A 19,588-nucleotide genomic window follows, 5' to 3' on the forward strand; every position below is an offset into this window, starting at 1 on the left:
GAGCGTTCCCACCCCTCCGGCGGGCCTGCCGGCCCCGTTCAGGGGGCCCCTGCCGCGGTGCCCGGGTAGGGCACGGTCACCTCGCCCAGGCGCCACCGGCGCGGGCCGTCCACCACCGGCCAGCCCGCGTCCCGCAGCGCCGCCACCGCCCGCTGCCATCGCTGGCGCGGCCCGAACGCGGCGTACGGGACCGCGTCCCGCCAGGCGCCGTCGAGCGCCCGGATCAGCGCGTGCACCGGCTCGCCCGGCACGTTGCGGTGGATCAGCGACTTGGGCAGCCGCTCGGCCAGCTCGGCCGGGGAGTCCAGGGTGGACAGCCGGGCGGCGAGGGTCAGCGTGCGCGGCCCGGCCGCGTCCAGCAGCACCCAGCAGGCCAGCCGGCCCACCTCGTCGCAGGTGCCCTCGACCACCGCGCCGCCGGGTGCCAGGCCGCCGGTCATCGCCGCCCACGCGTCCGGCACCGCCGGTTCGTCGTACTGGCGCAGCACGTTGAACGCGCGGACCAGCACCGGGCGCAGCCCGGCCAGTTCGAAGCCGCCCCGGGCGAAGGTGAGGGCGGGTGGGTCGGCGGCCGGCTCGGCGGCGGCCACCCGCTCGGGGTCGATCTCCAGGCCGACCACCCGCACGTCCGGCCGGACCGCGGCCAGCCGGGCCCGCAGTTCGACCGCCGTGACCGGGGTGGCCCCGAAGCCCAGGTCCACGACCAGCGGGTCGGCGGCGGCGCGGAGCCGGCCCGCGCAGGTGGCGACCAGCCATCGGTCCACCCGGCGCAGCCGGTTCGGGTGCGTGGTACCGCGGGTCACCATGCCCCGCGGCCGGCCGGTCACGGGGTGACCCGGTGCACCTTGTGCTGGGCGGCCTGGGCCAGCGGCCGGACCACGAGCCGGTCCACGTTCACGTGGTGCGGGCGGGTGGCGCACCAGGCGACGCAGTCCGCGATGTCCTCGGCGGTCAGCGGCTCGGCCACGCCCGCGTAGACGCCCGCCGCCCGCTCCGCGTCCCCGCCGAACCGCACCAGCCCGAACTCCTCGGTCCGCACCATGCCTGGGTCGATCTCGACCACCCGGACCGGCTGGCCGCACAGTTCCAGGCGCAGCGTCTCGGCCAGCGCGGTCTGGGCGTGCTTGGCGGCCGCGTAGCCGCCGCCGCCCTCGTACACGATGAGGCCGGCGGTGGAGGAGAGCACGATCACCGTGCCGGCGCCCGACCGCTCCAGCGCCGGCAGCAGCGCCTGGGTGACCCGCAGGGTGCCCAGCACGTTCACGTCGTACATCCACTGCCAGTCGGCGACCGGGCCGGTCGCGACCGGGTCCAGCCCGCGGGCGCCGCCGGCGTTGTTCACCAGCAGCGTGACCGGCGCGGCGAGCCCGGCCACGGCGGCGGCCAGCCCCGCCACGGAGGCGTCCGAGGTCACGTCGCAGGGCACCGCGGTCGCCCGCCCGCCCGACATCATGATCTCCTTGACGAGCGCCTCGAGCCGGTCCGCCCGGCGGGCGGCGGCGACCACGTGGAAACCTTCGGCGGCCAGTCGGCGGGCGGTGGCGGCGCCGATACCGCTGGAGGCGCCGGTGACGACGGCGACGGACGCGACGGATGCCATGCCGCGATCCTCGCGCACGGCACCGAGCGGGGGCAAACCGCGCCCCGGGCGTTCGAGCGCGCCCCGGTCGGGGAAGATGAACGGCGGTCGCTCGGTTGTTGCAGAGGCGTTTCGTCACCGTCGAAGGGAGCACCGAGGTGGAGCCGCAGTATCCGAGCGGACCCGCTTGGCCGACGCCGAGGCGCATCGCGACCCTCTCGGTGCACACCTCCCCCCTGCACCAGCCGGGCACCGGGGACGCCGGCGGGATGAACGTGTACATCGTCGAGGTGGCCCGGCGGCTCGCGGCGGCCGGCGTCGAGGTGGAGATCTTCACCCGGGCCACGGCCAGCGACCTGCCGCCCGCGGTCGAGATGGCGCCCGGGGTCACTGTGCGGCACGTCACATCCGGACCGTTCGAGGGGCTGGCGAAGGAGGAGCTGCCGGCGCAGATGTGCGCGTTCACCACGGGCGTGCTGCGCGCCGAGGCGGCCCGCGCCCCCGGCTGGTACGACCTGGTCCACTCGCACTACTGGCTCAGCGGGCAGGTGGGCTGGCTGGCGAAGGAGCGCTGGGGGGTGCCGCTGGTGCACACCGCGCACACCCTCGCGAAGGTCAAGAACGCCCAGCTCGCGGCCGGCGACCGGCCGGAGCCGAAGGCCCGGGTGGTCGGCGAGGAGCAGGTGATCGCCGAGGCGGACCGGCTGGTCGCCAACACCCCGGCCGAGGCGCGGGACCTGACCGACCGGTACGCCGCCGCCCCGGAGCGGGTCGCGGTCGTCGAGCCGGGTGTGGACCTGGAGCGATTCCGCCCCGCCGAGCCCGGCCGGGTGGAGGCGGGCCGGCTCGCCGGCCGGCGCCGGCTGGGCCTGCCCGAGCGTGGCCACGTGGTCGCGTTCGTCGGCCGGATCCAGCCGCTGAAGGCGCCGGACGTGCTGCTGCGCGCGGTCGCCGAGTTGTGGTCCCGGCAGCCCGAGGTGGCCGCCCGGCTGACCGTGGCGGTCGTCGGTGGCCCCAGCGGCAGCGGTCTGGACAAGCCGCACGCGCTGATGGAACTGGCCGCCTCACTCGGCATCACCGGCGCGGTGCGGTTCCTGCCGCCCCAGTCCGGCGACGACCTGGCCGCCGTGTACCGGGCCGCTGACCTGGTGGCGGTGCCCTCGTACAACGAGTCCTTCGGGCTGGTGGCGCTGGAGGCGCAGGCGTGCGGGACGCCGGTGGTGGCGGCCGCGGTCGGCGGCCTGGCGACCGCGGTGCGCGACGGCGGCAGCGGTGTGCTGATCGACGGCCACGCCCCCCAGGACTGGGCCCGGGTGTTGGGCCGGCTGCTCGCCTCGCCCGGGCGGCGCGCGCAACTGGCCCGGGGCGCCGTGGCCCACGCCCGCCACTTCTCCTGGGACCGCACGGCCGCCGGCCTGCTCGGCGTGTACCGGGGTGCGGTCGCCGAGTACCGGGCCCGGGTCGCCGCCGAGCTGGCCGGCGAGGCCGCCGCCCTGGGGGCCGGTGCCTGGTGAGCGTCAACGAACTGATTGAGCGGGTCTGCGCCGAGCGCGAGCTGCCCTGCGAGCGGACCGGCGAGAACTCGTACGCGGTCACGCTGCCCGGTACGCACAAGCTCAGGACGGTGTGCAACCTGATCGTCGGCGAGCACGCGCTGCGGGTCGAGGCGTTCGTGATGCGCCAGCCGGACGAGCGCCGCGAGGAGCTGTGGGCCTGGCTGCTGCGGCGCAATGCCCGCCTGTACGGGGTCGCGTTCTCCATCGACGCCAACGGCGACGTGTACCTGACCGGCCGGGTCGGCCTGGCGGCGGTCACCGAGGAGGAGCTCGACCGGCTGCTCGGCGCGGTGCTCACCTACGCGGACGAGTCGTTCGACACGATGCTGGAGATCGGCTTCGGCGCGGCGATCCGGCGGGAGTGGGAGTGGCGGGTCAAGCGCGGCGAGTCGCTGGCGAACCTGCGGGCCTTCGCCCACCTGTTCCCCACCGGGTCCCCCGGGTCCGAACCTCCACAGTAGACATCTCGTGTGACCATCGTCGCAGGCTGTGACGGGCGAAACAGGGTAATCGGCTTGTCGGCGGCAGCGGTGCCGAATAACGTCATCGGCACCGCGCCGTGCTGGGAGGCGTTCGGGGGAACGGGTGGCACTTACGCCGTTGGGGGACGGCGCCACCTGACCGGCGGCGACAGCGGACGACGCTTACGGGGGTGAGTGTCGTCCGCGGCCGCCGGCTCGCGGCCCCTATCGTTCTCGGTCATGACGGGTGTGCTCGCCGGACTTTCCGTGGTCGAGTTGGCCGGCATCGGCCCGGCACCGTTCGCCGGCATGCTCCTGGCGGACCTGGGTGCCGATGTCCTGCGGGTGGACCGCGCCGGGCCGGCCGGCATCGGCCCCAGCGGCCGCGAGGATCTGCTCGGCCGGGGCAAGCGCTCGGCCGCCCTGGATCTCAAGGACCCGCGCGCCACCGCCGCCGTGCGCGCCCTCGCCGCCCGGGCCGACGTGCTGATCGAGGGCTTCCGCCCGGGCGTCGCCGAGCGCCTCGGCGTCGGCCCCGCCGATCTGCACGCGGTCAACCCGGCCCTGGTCTACGGGCGGATGACCGGGTGGGGCCAGGCCGGCCCGCTGGCGCACACCGCCGGCCACGACCTCACGTACCTGGCGCTGAGCGGGGTGCTGCACGCCATCGGCCCGGCGGGCGACCCGCCACCGCCGCCGCTGAACCTGCTCGGCGACTACGGCGGCGGGGGGTTGCTGCTGTTCGGCGGAGTCCTCGCGGCGCTGTGGCGGTCGGCGCGCACCGGCGCCGGCGCGGTCGTCGACGCGGCCGTCCTGGACGGGGCCGCGCTGCTGGCCACCCAGGTACACGGGTTGCTCCACGCCGGACTGTGGCGGGACGAGCGCGGCGCCAACCTGCTCGACGGCGGCGCGCCCTGGTACCGCACGTACCGCACCGCGGACGGCGGGTACCTCGCGGTCGGCCCGTTGGAGCCCCGGTTCTACGCGGAGTTCGCCACCCGTCTCGGCCTGCCGGACGACGCACCCGACCAGTACGACACCGCCAACTGGCCGCGCCTGGCCGAACTGATCGGCGAGCGCGTCGCCACCCGCACCCGGGACGAGTGGGTGGCGGCGTTCGAGGGCGGCGACGCCTGCGTGGCGCCGGTCCTGAGCCTGACGGAGGCGCCCCGGCACCCGCACAACGCGGCGCGCGGCGTGTTCGTCGCACCCGACGGGGTGACCCAGCCCGCCCCGGCGCCCCGCTTCGACGGCGCGCCGCCGCGGGTCCCGGCGCTGCCCCCGCCGATGCCCGGTGAGCACACCCGGGCGGCGCTGACGGAGTGGGGCGTCCCCGACGTGGAGTCCCTCATCGCGGACGGTGTCGCCGTCCAACTCGGGGACGCCTGAGGGCGGGGCCCGGCCGGCGGCCCGGAGCGCCCGCACCGATTTCCACGTGGTGGTCGTCACCGTGGGTGCGGCGCGGCGGAGCGCCGGTTCCGGCAGGATGGGTGGCATGAGTCTGGGTACTTTGGTGCTGCTCCGGCACGGCGAGAGCGAGTGGAACGCGAAGAACCTGTTCACCGGGTGGGTCGACGTGGACCTCACCGCACAGGGCGAGGCCGAGGCGCGCCGCGGCGGCGAGCTGCTGCGCGAGCACGGCCTGCTGCCGGACGTGGTGCACACCAGCGTGCTGCGCCGCGCCATCCGCACGGCCGAGCTGGCCCTGCACGCCTGCGACCGGCACTGGATCGCGGTGCGCCGGTCCTGGCGAGTGAACGAGCGCCACTACGGCGCCCTCCAGGGCAAGAACAAGAAGCAGACCCTGGAGGAGTACGGCGAGGAGCAGTTCATGCTCTGGCGCCGCTCGTACGACACCCCGCCGCCGCCGATCGCCGCCGACGACGAGTGGTCGCAGGTCGGCGACCCCCGGTACGCGCTGCTCCCGCCCGAGCTGGCGCCGCGCACCGAATGCCTGAAGGACGTGCTGAACCGGGCGCTGCCCTACTGGTACGACGAGATCGTGCCGGACCTGATGGCGGGTCGGACGGTGCTGGTGGCCGCGCACGGCAACTCGCTGCGGGCGCTGGTCAAGCACCTGGACGGGATCAGCGACGAGTCGATCGCCAAGCTGAACATCCCGACCGGCATCCCGCTGCGCTACGACCTGGACCCGGCCACCCTGCGGCCCACCGTCACCGGCGGCGCCTACCTCGACCCCGAGGCGGCCAAGGAGGCGGCGGCCGCGGTGGCGAACCAGGGCCGCTGAGCCGCCCCACCGGCGGGGCGCCCGGGCTAACCGCCCAGCGCCTCGCCGGTGATCAGGTAGACCACGTGCTGGCCGGCGTTGACCGCGTGGTCGGCGTAGCGCTCGTAGTACCGGCCCAGCAGGGCGGCGTCCACGGCCGCCTCGACGCCGTGCGTCCAGTGGTCGTCCAGCAGCGTGCCGAAGAGCTGGCGCTGCAACTCGTCCACCGCGTCGTCGTCGTGCTCCAGCGAGCTGGCGACGGAGACGGTGGGGCCGGAGAGGACCAGTGTGATCTTGCCGGCTATCCGGTCCGCCCGCTCGGCCATCTCGCCGATCACGTCCCGCAACTCGGCCGGGACGGCGCAGGCCGGGTACCGGCGCAGCGCCGTCTTCGCCACGTGCCCCGCCAGGTCGCCCATCCGCTCCAGGTCGGTCGCGACGTGCAGCGAGGTGACGGTCAGGCGCAGGTCCGAGGCGACCGGCGCCTGCCGGGCCAGCACCGCGTAGACCAGCTCCTCGATCCGGTGGTACAACTCGTCCACCTCGTCGTCGCGGCTGATCACCGCCAGGGCCGCCTCCCGGTCCGCGCGCAGCAGCGCGGTCGTGGCCAGCCGCATGGCGGTGCGGACCGCCTCGCCCATGGAGACCAGCAGCCTGCCGATCTCCAGTAGGTCGGCTCGGAACTCTTCCCGCATCGCCACGTCACGTCTCCGTACTGAATGTTCCTGTCCGCTGCACGCGCTGTCGCTGAGAACGACCGTAGGACCCGGCCGGACTCCCCCAGGTTAACGGGGATGAACGGGGCCCGGCTGAGCGGTGAACACTCGGAATTGGTCGCCGGTTATGTCCCGATTTGAGCAATCGTCGGGTTAACAACCGTCCTACGATCGCGGCGTGGACTGGGCGGGTGGAGCCGGGGTGCTGGCCGGGGTGCTGATCGGCATCCTCGCCGGGCTGCTGGCCGCCGCCCTCCGGACGAGACCCCGCCGGCCGGGTGCCCCGGCCGGCCGACCGTGGCAAGGGAGGCGTGTCATCGGCGAGGAGCAGCAGCCCGCCAGCGGGCTCGGCCGCAAGAGCCTGGACTCGCTGCGGGTCGGCGTCATCGTGCTGGACCCCGCCGACGAGCCGGTCCTGGTCAACCCGTCCGCCCGGGCGATGGGGCTGCTCCGCGCCGGCGCCAAGCCCGGCACGATGGCCGCCCACCCGATCATCCGGACCCTGGCCGGCCAGGTCCGCCGGACCGGCGTGCGCCGCGAGGTCGAACTGGACCTGCCCCGCGGCCGCGAGGGCGGCACGCAGGCCCCGCTCGGGGTGCACCTGCGCGCGGTCGCGCTGAGCAACGGCTACATCGCCGTCGAGGCCGCCGACGTGACCGACGCGCACCGCGTCGCCCGGGTCCGGCGGGACTTCGTCGCCAACGTCAGCCACGAGCTCAAGACCCCGATAGGGGCGCTCCAGCTACTCGCCGAGGCGCTGCTGGACGCCACCGACCCGAGCAGCGCCGGGGTCAGCCCCGACCCCGCCGAGGACGTGGCCGCCGCCCGCCGCTTCGCCGAGCGCATCCAGCACGAGTCCACCCGGCTGGGCCGACTGGTCAGTGAGCTGATCGAGCTGACCCGGCTGCAGGGCGCGGACCCGCTGCCCACCCCCGAGCCGGTCTCCGTGGACTGGGTGCTCGCCGAGGTGGTGGACCGCACCCGCACCGCCGCCAGCGCCAAGCGCATCGAGTTGACAGTGGGCGGCGAGCGCGGCCGGACCGTCTACGGCAGCGACAGCCAGGTCGCCACCGCGGTGGTTAATCTTGTGGAGAACGCGATCGCGTACTCGCCGGAGGAGACCACGGTCACGGTCATCGTCGGCGGCGACGAGGAGATGGTTGCGATCGCGGTCACCGACCAGGGCATCGGCATCGCCCCCGGTGACGTCGATCGGATCTTCGAGCGCTTCTACCGCGCCGACCAGGCCCGCTCGCGTGCCACCGGCGGGACCGGCCTGGGTCTCGCGATCGTCAAACACATCGCCACCAACCACAGCGGCCGGGTGGACGTATCCAGCTCGGTCGGCGCCGGTTCGACGTTCACTCTGCGGCTGCCGGCCCGCCCACCGGATGCAGCCCTGCCGCTACCACCCTCGGTTGAGATCGAATCCGACTCGGCCGCGGCCGTGCCGGGTACTTAGGAAGGAACGCACGTGGCCCGTGTGCTCGTCGTCGAGGATGAGGAATCGTTCTCGGACGCGCTGTCGTACATGCTGCGCAAGGAGGGGTTCGAGGTCTCCGTCGCGGCGACCGGTACCGCGGCGCTGACCGAGTTCGACCGGACCGGCGCCGACATCGTGCTGCTCGACCTCATGCTGCCGGAGATGTCCGGCACCGAGGTCTGCCGGCAACTGCGGCAGCGCTCGTACGTGCCGATCATCATGGTCACCGCCCGGGACAGCGAGATCGACAAGGTGGTCGGCCTGGAGATCGGGGCCGACGACTACGTCACCAAGCCCTACTCGCCCCGCGAACTGGTCGCCCGCATCCGCGCGGTGCTGCGCCGGCAGGGCGGCGAGGTGGCCGAGGTGACCACGCCGACGCTGTCCGCCGGGCCGGTCCGGATGGACGTCGAACGGCACGTGGTGACCGTCGGCGGCGCCCCGGTGCAGTTGCCGCTCAAGGAGTTCGAGCTGCTCGAACTGCTGCTGCGCAACGCCGGCCGGGTGCTGACCCGCGGCCAGCTCATCGACCGGGTCTGGGGCGCCGACTACGTCGGTGACACCAAGACGCTGGACGTGCACGTGAAGCGGCTGCGCTCGAAGGTGGAGCCGGAGCCCTCCGCGCCGCGGTTCATCGTCACGGTCCGCGGCCTCGGGTACAAGTTCGAGCCGTAGCCCGGCTGGTCGCTCAGGCCGCCGCCGCGGCGGGTCGCCGCCGGCCGGTGGTGATCGCTTCGCGGTACCCGCAGTAGCACTCCACCTCCAGCACGATGCCGGCGTCGGTGTTGCGCAGGCTGCGGATGCGCCGCTCGGTCAGGAGCATCCTGGCCCCGTGCGTGGGGCAGTCAATGGTGAACATGCCTCGATGCTCGCGCCGTGCGGGCGGCCGCACGAGTGGCAGTCGGGCCGACCATCGCAAGTTTCCTGCCAACGGCGTACGCTGCCGTCCATGGCGCCCTTCCGGTCGGTCGCGGCCTACGTGCACACCCGCACGGGCGGGTTCGGTGTGGGGATCGTCAGCGAGGTGTTCGGCTACGACCGCACCGACCACGGCATCCCCGCGTTCGACTTCACCGTGTGCGCCGAGACCCCCGGCCCGGTCCGCACGGACACCGGCCTCACCCTGATCGTCGACCACGGCCTGGACCGCCTCGCCGCCGCCGACCTGGTCATGATCATGTCCTGGGACGACTTCGGCCGCGAGCCGTCGCCCCCGGTCCTGGCGGCCATCCGCGCCGCGTACGACAACGGCGCCACCATCGCCACCCACTGCACCGGCACCTTCGTCCTGGCCGCGACCGGCCTGCTCGACGGCAGGCGCGCCACCACCCACTGGCGCTGGGCGGACGCCCTCGCGCGCCGGTTCCCCGCCGTCGAGGTACTCCCCGAGGTGCTCTACATCGACGAGGGTCGTCTGGTCACCGGCGCGGGCGCCGCCGCCGGCGTCGACCTGTGCCTCTACCTGGTCCGCCGGGAGTACGGCGCCGCCGTGGCGACCGCCATCGCCCGCGACATGGTCGTCCCGCCGCACCGCGACGGCGGCCAGGCCCAGTTCGTCACCTCGCCCGTCCCCGCCGACTGCGACGACGACCGCCTCTCCGACGTCATCAACTGGGCCCGCGGCAACCTCCACGAACCCCTCACCGTGGAGACCCTCGCCGCCCGCGCGCTGATGAGCCCCCGCTCCTTCGCCCGCCATTTCAAGGCCGCCACCGGCGCCACCCCGCACGCCTGGCTGCTCGGCCAGCGCCTGCACCGCGCCGAGGAACTGCTCGAGACCGCCGACGTGCCGATCGAGCAGATCGCCCGCCGGGTCGGCTTCGGCACCGCCGCCGCGCTGCGCGAGCAGTTCATCCGCCGCCGCGGCATCCCGCCCCGCGACTACCGCCGCACCTTCTCCCACACCCGCTAGGCCCGTATTCTGCGGGTTTCCCGGCCATGCCGCTGGGATCTTCGACTCCTGCTGACCTGGCCACCGGCGGACGCGCGAGGTGACCCATCGTCGGCTAGCCGACGATGGGTCACCGATCGTAGCTCACGGTCCGACAAACCGGCCCCGACCAGGTTTTTCATCGCGAGTCTTTACAGCCTCGCCGGACCGGGCTACGTTGCGTGCAATCGTTTGGCGCGGTGGGAAGGAACTCCATGGGCTACATAACCGGACTCGATATCGGCGGAACGTTCACCGACGTGTCCGCAGTCTCGGTAGAGACCGGAGCCATCTACACGGCGAAGGCTCGTTCCACCCCGTGGGACCTCGTCGAGGGGCTGGTGGAGGGCCTGGGTCTCGTTGCCGAGCAGGCCGGGCTGACCACGGAGGAACTGCTCGCCGACACGGTGAAGTTCGCCCATGGAACGACCCAGACCTCCAATGTCATCTTCACCTGGGTGGGTGCGAAGACCGGCCTGATCACCACGCGGGGATTCGCCGACGAGATCCTCATCATGCGGGCCCGCGGCCGGGTCGCCGGGCTCGGGCTGGCCGATCGCCGCAAGCTGCGCGAGACGCAGAAGCCGCCGCAGATCGTGCCCAGGCACCTCATCGCCGAGGCCGCCGAGCGGATCGACCACCGCGGCCGGGTCCTGACCGGACTCACCCGGGAAGAGGCCACCCGGGTCGTCACCGAACTGCTGGACAAGGGCGTCGAGTCGATCGCCGTCTCGCTGCTGTGGGCGCAGGAGAACTCGGCGCACGAACTGCTCATCAAAGAGATCATCAACGAGCTGGCCCCCGGTATGCACGTCAGCCTCGGTCACGAACTGGCCCGCGTGGCCGGCGAGTACGAGCGGGCCTCAACGGCAGTCATCAACGCATTCGTCGCTCCGACCGTCGAGCACTACCTAGACCGGCTCGTGGGGCGCATGACCGACCTGAAACTTCAGGCGCCCCTTCTCGTGCTCCAGGCCAGCGGCGGCGTCAACAGCGCCGAGGAGACCGTGCCGATCAAGACGATCGAAAGCGGCCCCGCCGCCGGCATGGTCGGCGTCAAGGCGCTGATGGACAACGTGGGCTACGACAACGTGATCGCCACCGACGTGGGGGGCACCACGTTCAAGGTCGGCCTGCTCGTCAACGGCCAGTGGTCGGTGACCCAAGAGACCATCATCAACCAGTACAGCCTGCTCATCCCCATGATCGACCTGGTCTCGATCGGAGCCGGCGGCGGCAGCATCGCCTGGGTCGACGACACGCGTCTGCGGATCGGCCCGCTGAGCGCGGGCGGCGATCCGGGCCCGGCCTGCTACGGCTGGGGCGGCACCCAGCCCACGGTTACCGATGCCGACCTGGTGCTCGGCTTCCTCAACCCCGACCGGTTCCTCGCCGGCCGGCTCTCGCTCAGCCGCGAGAAGGCGGAAGCCGCCATCAAGGAGCAGGTGGCCGACCGGTTGTTCGGCGGTGACGTGGTCAAGGCCGCGGCCGGGATCCGGCACATCGTCGACTCCCAGATGGGCGACCTGGTTCGCAAGGCCACGATCGAACGCGGCCACGACCCGCGAGGCTTCGTCCTGGTCGCCTACGGCGGGGCGGGGCCGTTGCACGCCAGCGGGTATTCCCGGGGTATCGGCGTCAAGACGATTCTGGTTCCCCAGGCCGCCACCGGATTCTCCGCCTACGGCGCCGCGGCCAGCGACATCCAGCACTCCATCCATCGTTCGGTTCGCGCCGACCTGCTGGACGACCCCGCCGCGCTCGACCGGGCATACCTCGACATCGAAGAAGAGGCCCGCGCGCTCGTCGAGAAGCAGAACGTCTCCCGGTCGGACATCAGCTCTTCCCGGTGGGCGGAAATGCGCTACGAGCGGCAACTCCACGACGTGCGCGTCGATGCCAAGGACGCCGTCGGTGAGCAGGTCTCCGCTGGGCTGCGGGAGGCATTCATCGAACGCTATGAGGCGCTTTACGGCAGCAGCGCCACCCTGCCGAACGCCTCGCCGCAACTGCTGCGGATCGGCGTCGACGTCGTCGGGGCGATCACCAAGCCCACCGTTCACGAGCTCGAGCTGGAGGGCGAAGACGCCGGCGCAGCCCGGTCAGGTACCCGGCAGGTGTTCTGGCCCGAGCTCATGGAATGGGCGGAGACGCCGATCTACGACGGAACTTTGCTGCGGCCAGGCAACGTTTTTGCCGGCGCCGCGATTATCGAGCAGCCCGGTACCACCATCGTTGTGCCGCCCGGCGCCACCTCCACGGTCGACCGTTTCGGAAACAACGTCATCCACCTGGCCGTAGGAGGCAGCAAGTGAGCGAGAACCTTGACCCCGTCACCTTCGAGGTGATCTGGCACCGGCTGCTGGACACCACGGAGGAAATGGGCATCAAGTACATGCGCACCTCCGGATCGCCCATCCTCGTCGGCGCGTACGACGCCAGTACCGGAATCTGCCTGCCCGACGGCCAGCTCGTCGCCATGGGGCCCTACATCACCACGCAGGCGCACGTCCTCCGGCTGATCATCGACTCGGTGATCAAGAAGCGCCAGGCGGCTCCCGGTCTCGGCCCCGGCGACATGTACATCTGCAACGACCCCTACCTGGGTGCCACCCACCAGCCGGACGTCGCCACCGTGGCGCCGTTCTTCGTCGGCGACCAGCTCAGCGCCTGGGTCGGCTCCTCCGGACACTGGCTCGACATCGGCGGATCCGAGCCCGGTGGCTTCAACATGAACGCGACGAGCGTCTTCGACGAGGGGCTGCGCCTGCCGCCGACCCGGATCGTCGAGAACGGCTCCGTCCGCGAGGACCTCGTTGAACTGATCATGAGCCAGGTGCGTGAGCCGCTGGTGGAGTTGGACCTGCGCGGCCAGATCGTCTCCAACGAGGCCGGAATCCAGCGCCTCACCGAGATTTTCGACGACTACGGCAGCGACGCGGTCACCGCGGTGATGAAGGAGGGAATCTCGCATGTGGAGCGCCGGCTGCGCGCCCGGCTGCGCTCCCTGCCCGACGGCGTCTGGCGCGAGGTGCAGTTCCTCGACCACGACGGCCACAAGCCGAACCTGCGCCGCATCGTCTGCACGATCACCAAGCGCGGCGACCGGCTGAGTATCGACTTTACCGGCACCGATCCCCAGGTCGAGGGCTTCGCGAACGCCGCGTACGGCGGCCTGCGCGCCTCCACCCTCAGCGCCGTGTGCATCCTGCTCGGCTACGACCTCACCTGGAACGACGGCATCGCCCGCTGCGTGGACATCGTGGCGCCGCCGGGCACCGCGATGACCGCGGAATACCCCACTCCGGTGTCGATGGCCACCATCTCGGCGATCATCGTCAACCTCAACCTGGTGTTCGCGGCCCTGTCGAAGATGCTGCTCTCCAGCCCCAAGCACCACGACGAGGCCATGGCCAACTGGTGCGGTACCTCGCTCGGCGTCTCGATGCTCGGGTACAACGACCGCGGCCTGATGACCGTGGCCCCCGAATCCAGTCACTTCGCCGCCGGCGGCGGGGCCCGCACCTATGCCGACGGCGTCGACACCGGCGGCATCATCATCAACACCACGGCCAACATCCCCTCGATCGAGCAGACCGAGGCCGAGTACCCGTTGCTCTATCTCTTCCGGCGGCAGCTTCGGGACTCGGGCGGCCCCGGCAAGTACCGCGGCGGCATGTCGGCCGGAGTGGCCATCGCCCCGTACGGGGCGATGGGGGACATGCACACGACCTTCGCCGGTGTCGGCGCCGACACCCCGAACGCCTTCGGCCTGGGCGGCGGCCTGCCGGGTGCGGCGGTGCGGTTCGTGCGCTACGTGGATTCTGGCCTGCCCGACCTCCTCGCGGCGGGCGCGGAACTGCCGGGCTCCGAGGAGACCCTGCCGGGTGACGCCCGGGTCACGGGCATCAACCGCGCGCTCGCGCTGTTCGAGACCGACACCATCGAGTACCACAACTGGCAGGGCGGCGGCGGGTACGGCGACCCCATCGAACGCTCCGCCGACCGGGTGGCGGCCGACGTCCTGGCCCAGGCCGTTTCGGTGCGGGTGGCGCTGGACGTCTACGGAGTGGTCGTGACCGACGGCGGCGAGGTCGACGTCGAAGCGACGGCCGCCGCGCGGGACGCGATCGTGAGCGGGCGCCTGGCCACGGCAAAGCCCGCCCGCGATGTCCTCGGGCGGCCGGATCCGATCCTGGACGCGGCAACCGGCGAGCCCCGGGTGGCCGGTGCGACCGGCCGGTCGAGCTACGGCGACCTCGTGGACTTCGACTTCGCCGCCAACGAGGCCCGGTGCGCGCGTTGCTCCTGGAACCTGGGCAGCGCGGACGCCGACTTCAAGTACGGATGCCTGGTGGAGGTGAGCCCGGTCGCCGTGGCCGGACCCGCCCGCGGCCAGGACTACGGACGCGACGCCGTCATGCTCCGCCGGTTCTACTGCCCCGGCTGTGCCCGCCAGATCGAGGCGGAGGTGGCCGCCCCCGAGGGTCCGCACGCTCTGTTCCACCTGCGGTCCCCGGCGGGGCAGGACTGACCGGGCGGCGGTGGGTGACATGGCACGCAACGTCGTACATCCGGACTACGCGCCCTGGTCGGACATCCCGTCGTCCGTCGCGTCGGATTGCCTGGATCGCTTCGCGGCGATGTCCTCGGCGATCCGCCCGTTGACCGGGATGGGGGTCGTCGGCCCGGCGCACACGCTGCGAACGGTGGTCGGCGACAACGCCTCCATCCACCGGGAGCTCACCTCGGTCGCCGCGGGCAGCGTGCTCGTCATCGATGCCGGCGGGTACGACGACCGTGCCGTCTGGGGTGACGTGCTGGCCCTCGCCGCCACCATGCGTGGCATCCTGGGCGTGGTGATCGACGGGGCCGTTCGCGACGTCGACGACATGACCGCCGCGGGGTTCCCGGTCTTCGCCCGGGGAACCTCCCCGGCCGGGCCGCACAAGAGCGGCGGCGGCGTTTCCGCCACCCGCATCAGTTGCGGCGGGGTGCCGGTGAATCCGGGCGACCTGATTGTCGGCGACTCCGACGGGGTCACCGTGGTGCCCGGCGACCTCGTGGATGCCACCTATCAGCGTGCCCGGGCCCGACTCGAGCTCGAGCACACTTGGAAAGAAAAGATCAGGGCCGGAATCCCCAGCAGTGTCGTTATGGGATTAGCCGATCCGGACGAGAGTTGAGGAACCAATCGTGCAGATTTCACGGCTGAGGCAGTGCGGTGTCACCCAGTTCGCCGCCCGGTTGAGCGAACAGGACGCGTGGGTGCCGGTGCCGAACCTGGGCGTCGAAGCACGCACCACGGCTGACGTCATCGAACAGTCGGCCACAATTCGGGCGCGTCTGGCGCAGGGCAATGCCTCGACGCTTGCCGATGGCCAGCCGGCGCTGGAGTGCCCCGTCGTCGCCCCGTCGAAGATTCTTGCCATCGGCCTGAACTACCTGGACCACATCAAGGAAACCGGGGCCACCCAGCCGGAACGGCCGATCCTGTTCGCGAAGTACGCCAACGCGCTCGCCGGGCCGACGGACCCGACGATCCTCGACCCGCGCCTGACCAGCGAGCTCGACTACGAGGCCGAACTCGCCGTGATCATCGGCCGGGCGGCTCGCCGCCTCACCGATGAGAACGCGCTGGACAGCGTCTTTGGCTACGCGGTGGCCAACGATGTCTCGGCCCGCGACTGGCAGCGCACCGACGCGCAATTCTCCCGCTCGAAGAGCTACGACACCTTCTGCCCCATCGGTCCCTGGCTCACCTCCGCCGACGAGATCGCCGATCCGCAGGATCTGCGGATCACCTCGCGGGTCAACGGCGAGGTCCGACAGGACTCCACGACGGCGCAGATGCTCTTTTCCGTTCGGGAGCTTCTCGTGTACCTGAGTTCGACCATGACCCTGTATCCGGGTGACGTCATTCTCACCGGCACCCCGCCCGGAGTGGGCCTGGGCTTCCGCCCGCCGGTCTTCCTCCAGCCCGGCGACACCGTGGAGTGCGAAATCGCCGGGCTGGGCCGGATCGGTAACACCGTCGAGCTCGACCCCGCCTACCGGAACGATGGCCGCTAGGAAGTGACCAGGAACGGTCGGGAGGAGCAAGAAATGAGGGCAGGGACAAGGGCGGCGCAGGTCGAGCTGCGCGACGTCGGGATGCGGTTCGGCGAGCGCGAGGTCACCCGCGGCATCGACCTGGTTGTCCCGGCCGGGCAGGTGCTCTCCATCGTCGGACCATCGGGCTGCGGCAAGACCACGCTCCTGCGGGCCATCGCCGGGCTGCTGACGCCGGCGCGGGGTGCCGTCGTTGTCGACGGCGAGACGGTTCAGGCGACTCCCGACGGCGTGGCCATGGTTTTCCAGCAGTTCGGGCTGTTCCCGTGGAAGACCGTGGAGGCCAACGTCGCGTACGGCGTGCGGGTGCGCGGCGCGTCGAAGCGCAGCGCGTTGCAGCAGACCAGGCACTTGATCGACATGGTCGGGCTGGGCGGGTTCGAGAAGGCGTACCCGCATCAGCTCTCGGGTGGAATGCAGCAGCGGGCGGGGCTCGCCAGGGCGCTGGCCGTGCAACCGCGTGTGCTGTTGATGGACGAGCCGTTCGGCGCTCTCGACGCGCAGACCCGGGAGGTGCTCCAGTACGAGATGCTCCGGCTCCGGCAGGAGTACTCGGCAACGATGATCTTCGTTACCCACTCGATCGACGAGGCGGTGCTCTTCGGCGACCGGGTTGCCGTGCTCGGCGGCCGCCCGAGCAGCGTCCTGGAGTTGATCGACATCGGCCTGCCGAAGCCGCGCGATCGGGCCGTCTCCCGGTCGCCGGAATTCCTCGACCTGCGTGAGCACATCTGGGGCCTCGTCATGGGCGATGGGGCCAAGGAACCGGAAGGAGCCTGACCAACCACATTCCCCGGACGGGGGTGCCGGATCAACGTTCCGGAACCCGTTTCCGGATCCCGTGCGCCAGATAGAAGAAGGAGCTGTGAAAGATGAAAGCTACACGTTTACGGGCGGCCGCCGGAGCAATCGCGGTTGCGCTGCTACTGACCGCCTGCGGCGGCGGTGACGGCGCGAAATCGGGGTCCGGCAAGAGTCTGACCCTGGGGATCGCCGGCATACCGCCGATCTACCTGATGTCCGTCGCTTACGTCGCGGAAGAGCAGGGCTACTTCTCCGACCTGGGCGTCGACGTGAAGTTGCGGCAGTTCGCGACGTCGAACGACGTCGGCCGTGCGGTCACCTCGGGCGAAATTCCCGCCGGCTTCGTCGGGACGCCGCTGGCGCTCTCGATGCGGTCCTCGGGCAGCCCGATCGCCGGCGTTCTCGGCTTCGAGGCGTCCAGTTACCTCGTCGGCTCCGCCGACGCGGCGGTCGCCACCTGCGAAGACCTCAAGGGTAAGACCATCGCCATCGACGCGGCCGGAGCGCCGAAGGCGATCGCGCTGTCGGCGATGCTGACGTCCTGCGGCCTGAAGGACAGCGACGTCAGTGCCGTCGGCGTCGGTGGAACGCAGTCACCCGATGTCATGATCGCCAAGCAGGTCGACACGGCGGTCCTGCACCCGGACGAACTGGCCATGGTACAGGAGAAGCGGGAAACGAAGATCGTCACCCGCATCACCGACGCCGACCCGCTCATGCACTTCTTCATGATGATCGCCAACGAGAAGGTTATCGCCGACGCGGACGGCAAGAACGGTCTGGCCGCAGCGGTCGCCGCCCTTCGCAAGGCCATCGTCTTCATCAGCGACCCGGCCAACAGCGACAAGGTCGCGGACGTCGCCGCGAAGATGAGCGGTCGTACCCCGACGGTCGCCAAATCCGCGCTGGCCGACTACCTGAAGATCGGCTACTGGCCGACCGACGGCGCCGGGCTCAGCAGGGACCGCATCGAGCACGTGCTCCAGCAGCAGGTGGAAGCCGGCAACATCAAGGCCGACAAGCAGCCGAAGTACGACGAGGTCGTGGATCCGAGCATCTTCGAGGCGGCGACCGCGCTGCTGGACAAGTAACGGTAGCTGGGGGCATTCAGGCTGTTAGAGGTGTGCTCATGATGACATTCGGTGCGGTACGCAAGATCGTCCTGCCGTTGCTCGCGTTCGGACTCGGACTGGTCGCCTGGCAGCTCGCCGGCCAGCAGAATCCGGTGTTGTTCGCCACGCCGGGCCAGTCGGCCGGCGCATTGGTCGAGTTCGCTGCCGACGGCAGCCTGGGCGAGGCCCTGTGGCAATCCGCACAGCTCTATGTAATCGGTCTGAGTGCCGCCATCTTTGTCGGCGTCGTCTACGGGTTCCTGCTCAGCCGGGTGCGGCTCATGCGGGAAGGTACGGAGTGGCTGATCTACTTCGTTCAAGCCATTCCCGTGGTGGCCCTGACGCCGTTCATCCTCTCCGGGTTGGGCTTCGGGCTTGCCGCCAAGTCCCTTGTGGTCTTCATCGTGACGGTGTTCCCGATTCTCATCAACACATCCGAGGGCGCCCGGCAGGTGCCGTCCGTACTGGCGGAGGTGGCGAAGATCTACGGTTCGAACGAGCGTAGATTCTGGATCGACGTTCTCATTCCGCATTCCATGCCGTACGTGATGACCGGGGTCAGGCAGGGGATCGCCATCGCCTTCGTCGGCACCGTCGCCGCGGAGTTCTTCCTCAACCCCACGGGGCTCGGCGGGATGCTGCTGCTCGCCGGAAACCGGTTCGATTCCGCCGCGGCACTGGGGCTGACACTTCTGATCGCCGTGCTCGCGGCGGTACTGGTGGCACTGGGCGGCGTGGTGGAGAAGAAGTTTTCGCCGTGGCGACAGGAGACCGCGAAATGACCACGGTCATGCGACCACGGAGCATGCGGGCGGCCAAGCCGTCCGCGGCGGCGCCCGCTCGCCGGTCGTGGAACGTGCGGAGCATCCTGGCCAAGGCCGTCGTGATCGTCGTGTTCCTGTTCGCGTGGCACTTCACGGTGGCCCTGTGGCTGCCGTCGTACCTGCCGACGCCGCTCGGCGTCCTCGGGGCGGTCGTGCCCACGGTGCTGTCGGAGGAGTTCGGCTCCGCCGTCCGGGAGTCGGTGGTCGCCATCGTCGTCGGGCTGGCCGTCGGCTCCTTCCTGGGGACCGCCCTCGGGCTGGTCAGCGGCCGCCTGCTCTGGCTGCGGCAACTGCTCTCGCCGTACCTCAACGGCCTTTACGCGCTGCCCCTGCTGGCCATCGTGCCGCCGACGACCATCTGGCTGGGGTACACCGGCGACGCCCGACTGGCTTTGATCGTCGTCGCCGCTTTCCTGCCCTGCGCGGTGAGCACGGCCGACGGAGCCAGCGCCGTTCCCTCGAGCCTGAACGACGTGGTGGAGGTCTACCGGGTCTCGTCCGTGCGGCGCATCTTTGACCTCGTTCTGCCGTCGAGCCTGCCGTTCGTCATCGCCGGCCTGCATGTCGCCGTCGGCCGGGCGATCATCGCCGCCGTCTCGGTGGAGTTCATCGCCGGCCTCAACGGCCTGGGCACCTTCGTGCTGTTGAACGCGCGGTCGTTCCACCAGAACACCGCGTTCGTGGGTGTGCTCGTGCTCGCGCTGTTCGGCGGACTGGCACGCCTGGCGATCGTCTGGGTACTGCGCAAGGCCGCCCCCTGGCATACGCGGTGACCGGCGCCAGCC

At 71.3% G+C, this 19,588-nt stretch carries 19 protein-coding genes; 15 read left to right on the forward strand and 4 right to left on the reverse strand.

The annotated features are described in order from the left end of the window. Positions 1–38: 38 nt before the first annotated feature. Both KJS59_RS16485 and KJS59_RS16490 read right to left on the reverse strand, forming a co-directional pair. Entirely contained in the window at positions 39–806 is a 768-nt protein-coding gene (locus KJS59_RS16485; protein ID WP_213453839.1) for a class I SAM-dependent methyltransferase, read from the reverse strand. A gap of 17 nt (positions 807–823) precedes the next feature. Continuing rightward, a complete protein-coding gene (locus KJS59_RS16490; RefSeq protein ID WP_213453783.1) occupies positions 824–1,600 on the reverse strand; it encodes an SDR family oxidoreductase in 777 nt (258 codons plus the stop codon). 137 nt (positions 1,601–1,737) lie between these two features. On the opposite strand from KJS59_RS16490, the gene mshA reads away from it, so the two are divergent. From mshA to KJS59_RS16510, 4 genes are all read left to right on the forward strand, one after another. Then, a complete protein-coding gene (gene mshA, locus KJS59_RS16495; protein WP_213453784.1) occupies positions 1,738–3,093 on the forward strand; it encodes a D-inositol-3-phosphate glycosyltransferase in 1,356 nt (451 codons plus the stop codon). Beyond that, positions 3,090–3,596, forward strand: coding sequence for a type III secretion system chaperone family protein (locus KJS59_RS16500; RefSeq protein WP_249714293.1), 507 nt, complete (start codon positions 3,090–3,092; stop codon positions 3,594–3,596). Before mshA ends, KJS59_RS16500 begins: the two co-directional genes overlap by 4 nt. A gap of 240 nt (positions 3,597–3,836) precedes the next feature. Further along, entirely contained in the window at positions 3,837–4,985 is a 1,149-nt protein-coding gene (locus KJS59_RS16505; protein ID WP_213453785.1) for a CaiB/BaiF CoA transferase family protein, read from the forward strand. Between the two features lie 97 nt (positions 4,986–5,082). Then, positions 5,083–5,844 (forward strand): phosphoglyceromutase, encoded by a 762-nt coding sequence (locus KJS59_RS16510; RefSeq protein ID WP_376771190.1) that lies wholly within the window; start codon positions 5,083–5,085, stop codon positions 5,842–5,844. Between the two features lie 26 nt (positions 5,845–5,870). Here the strand turns inward: KJS59_RS16510 and phoU are convergent, their stop codons facing one another. Further along, positions 5,871–6,518 (reverse strand): phosphate signaling complex protein PhoU, encoded by a 648-nt coding sequence (gene phoU, locus KJS59_RS16515; RefSeq protein ID WP_213453841.1) that lies wholly within the window; start codon positions 6,516–6,518, stop codon positions 5,871–5,873. A 262-nt stretch (positions 6,519–6,780) separates the two neighbouring features. Between phoU and KJS59_RS16520 the strand changes: the two genes are divergently transcribed. Together KJS59_RS16520 and KJS59_RS16525 are read left to right on the forward strand one after the other, a co-directional pair. Next, positions 6,781–8,001, forward strand: a complete 1,221-nt coding sequence (locus KJS59_RS16520; RefSeq protein ID WP_249714301.1) for a sensor histidine kinase — start codon at positions 6,781–6,783, stop codon at positions 7,999–8,001. A 12-nt stretch (positions 8,002–8,013) separates the two neighbouring features. Further along, the gene (locus tag KJS59_RS16525; RefSeq protein WP_213453787.1) at positions 8,014–8,697 is read left to right on the forward strand and encodes a response regulator transcription factor; all 684 of its coding nucleotides are present in this window, start codon (positions 8,014–8,016) and stop codon (positions 8,695–8,697) included. Positions 8,698–8,710: 13 nt separating this feature from the next. On the opposite strand, the gene KJS59_RS16530 is transcribed toward KJS59_RS16525, so the two are convergent. Further along, positions 8,711–8,881 (reverse strand): hypothetical protein, encoded by a 171-nt coding sequence (locus tag KJS59_RS16530; RefSeq protein WP_213453788.1) that lies wholly within the window; start codon positions 8,879–8,881, stop codon positions 8,711–8,713. 90 nt (positions 8,882–8,971) lie between these two features. Here KJS59_RS16530 and KJS59_RS16535 point away from each other — a divergent pair, with 90 nt between their 5' ends. From KJS59_RS16535 to KJS59_RS16575, 9 genes are all read left to right on the forward strand, one after another. Further along, positions 8,972–9,934, forward strand: coding sequence for a GlxA family transcriptional regulator (locus tag KJS59_RS16535; protein ID WP_213453789.1), 963 nt, complete (start codon positions 8,972–8,974; stop codon positions 9,932–9,934). A 233-nt stretch (positions 9,935–10,167) separates the two neighbouring features. Continuing rightward, positions 10,168–12,267, forward strand: a complete 2,100-nt coding sequence (locus KJS59_RS16540) for a hydantoinase/oxoprolinase family protein (RefSeq protein ID WP_213453790.1) — start codon at positions 10,168–10,170, stop codon at positions 12,265–12,267. Then, positions 12,264–14,486 (forward strand): hydantoinase B/oxoprolinase family protein, encoded by a 2,223-nt coding sequence (locus KJS59_RS16545; RefSeq protein ID WP_213453791.1) that lies wholly within the window; start codon positions 12,264–12,266, stop codon positions 14,484–14,486. The genes KJS59_RS16540 and KJS59_RS16545 overlap by 4 nt, the downstream gene beginning before the upstream one ends. Before the next feature lie 19 nt (positions 14,487–14,505). Next, entirely contained in the window at positions 14,506–15,138 is a 633-nt protein-coding gene (locus KJS59_RS16550) for an RraA family protein (RefSeq protein WP_213453792.1), read from the forward strand. 10 nt (positions 15,139–15,148) lie between these two features. Next, the gene (locus KJS59_RS16555; RefSeq protein WP_213453793.1) at positions 15,149–16,024 is read left to right on the forward strand and encodes a fumarylacetoacetate hydrolase family protein; all 876 of its coding nucleotides are present in this window, start codon (positions 15,149–15,151) and stop codon (positions 16,022–16,024) included. A 33-nt stretch (positions 16,025–16,057) separates the two neighbouring features. After that, a complete protein-coding gene (locus KJS59_RS16560) occupies positions 16,058–16,843 on the forward strand; it encodes an ABC transporter ATP-binding protein (protein WP_213453794.1) in 786 nt (261 codons plus the stop codon). A gap of 236 nt (positions 16,844–17,079) precedes the next feature. Beyond that, positions 17,080–17,958 carry an ABC transporter substrate-binding protein gene (locus KJS59_RS16565; RefSeq protein WP_249714303.1) on the forward strand — a complete coding sequence of 293 codons (879 nt, stop codon included), beginning with the start codon at positions 17,080–17,082 and terminating at the stop codon, positions 17,956–17,958. Positions 17,959–17,996: 38 nt separating this feature from the next. Continuing rightward, complete coding sequence (locus KJS59_RS16570; protein WP_213453796.1) at positions 17,997–18,761, forward strand: ABC transporter permease; 765 nt, start codon at positions 17,997–17,999, stop codon at positions 18,759–18,761. Then, entirely contained in the window at positions 18,758–19,576 is an 819-nt protein-coding gene (locus tag KJS59_RS16575) for an ABC transporter permease (protein ID WP_213453797.1), read from the forward strand. Before KJS59_RS16570 ends, KJS59_RS16575 begins: the two co-directional genes overlap by 4 nt. Positions 19,577–19,588: the final 12 nt, after the last annotated feature.

Source organism: Rhizomonospora bruguierae (assembly GCF_018397995.1).
GTDB lineage: Bacteria > Actinomycetota > Actinomycetes > Mycobacteriales > Micromonosporaceae > Rhizomonospora > Rhizomonospora bruguierae.

What these genes read in the sequence shown, in the direction of transcription:
- KJS59_RS16510 (WP_376771190.1), top strand. Translation starts at nt 5,083, where the DNA reads ATGGGTGGCATGAGTCTGGGTACTTTGGTGCTGCTCCGGCACGGCGAG.
- KJS59_RS16530 (WP_213453788.1), bottom strand. Translation starts at nt 8,881, where the DNA reads ATGTTCACCATTGACTGCCCCACGCACGGGGCCAGGATGCTCCTGACC.
- KJS59_RS16490 (WP_213453783.1), bottom strand. Translation starts at nt 1,600, where the DNA reads ATGGCATCCGTCGCGTCCGTCGCCGTCGTCACCGGCGCCTCCAGCGGT.
- KJS59_RS16505 (WP_213453785.1), top strand. Translation starts at nt 3,837, where the DNA reads ATGACGGGTGTGCTCGCCGGACTTTCCGTGGTCGAGTTGGCCGGCATC.
- KJS59_RS16575 (WP_213453797.1), top strand. Translation starts at nt 18,758, where the DNA reads ATGACCACGGTCATGCGACCACGGAGCATGCGGGCGGCCAAGCCGTCC.
- KJS59_RS16535 (WP_213453789.1), top strand. Translation starts at nt 8,972, where the DNA reads ATGGCGCCCTTCCGGTCGGTCGCGGCCTACGTGCACACCCGCACGGGC.
- KJS59_RS16565 (WP_249714303.1), top strand. Translation starts at nt 17,080, where the DNA reads ATGTCCGTCGCTTACGTCGCGGAAGAGCAGGGCTACTTCTCCGACCTG.
- KJS59_RS16570 (WP_213453796.1), top strand. Translation starts at nt 17,997, where the DNA reads ATGATGACATTCGGTGCGGTACGCAAGATCGTCCTGCCGTTGCTCGCG.
- KJS59_RS16550 (WP_213453792.1), top strand. Translation starts at nt 14,506, where the DNA reads ATGGCACGCAACGTCGTACATCCGGACTACGCGCCCTGGTCGGACATC.
- phoU (WP_213453841.1), bottom strand. Translation starts at nt 6,518, where the DNA reads ATGCGGGAAGAGTTCCGAGCCGACCTACTGGAGATCGGCAGGCTGCTG.
- KJS59_RS16485 (WP_213453839.1), bottom strand. Translation starts at nt 806, where the DNA reads ATGGTGACCCGCGGTACCACGCACCCGAACCGGCTGCGCCGGGTGGAC.
- KJS59_RS16560 (WP_213453794.1), top strand. Translation starts at nt 16,058, where the DNA reads ATGAGGGCAGGGACAAGGGCGGCGCAGGTCGAGCTGCGCGACGTCGGG.
- KJS59_RS16540 (WP_213453790.1), top strand. Translation starts at nt 10,168, where the DNA reads ATGGGCTACATAACCGGACTCGATATCGGCGGAACGTTCACCGACGTG.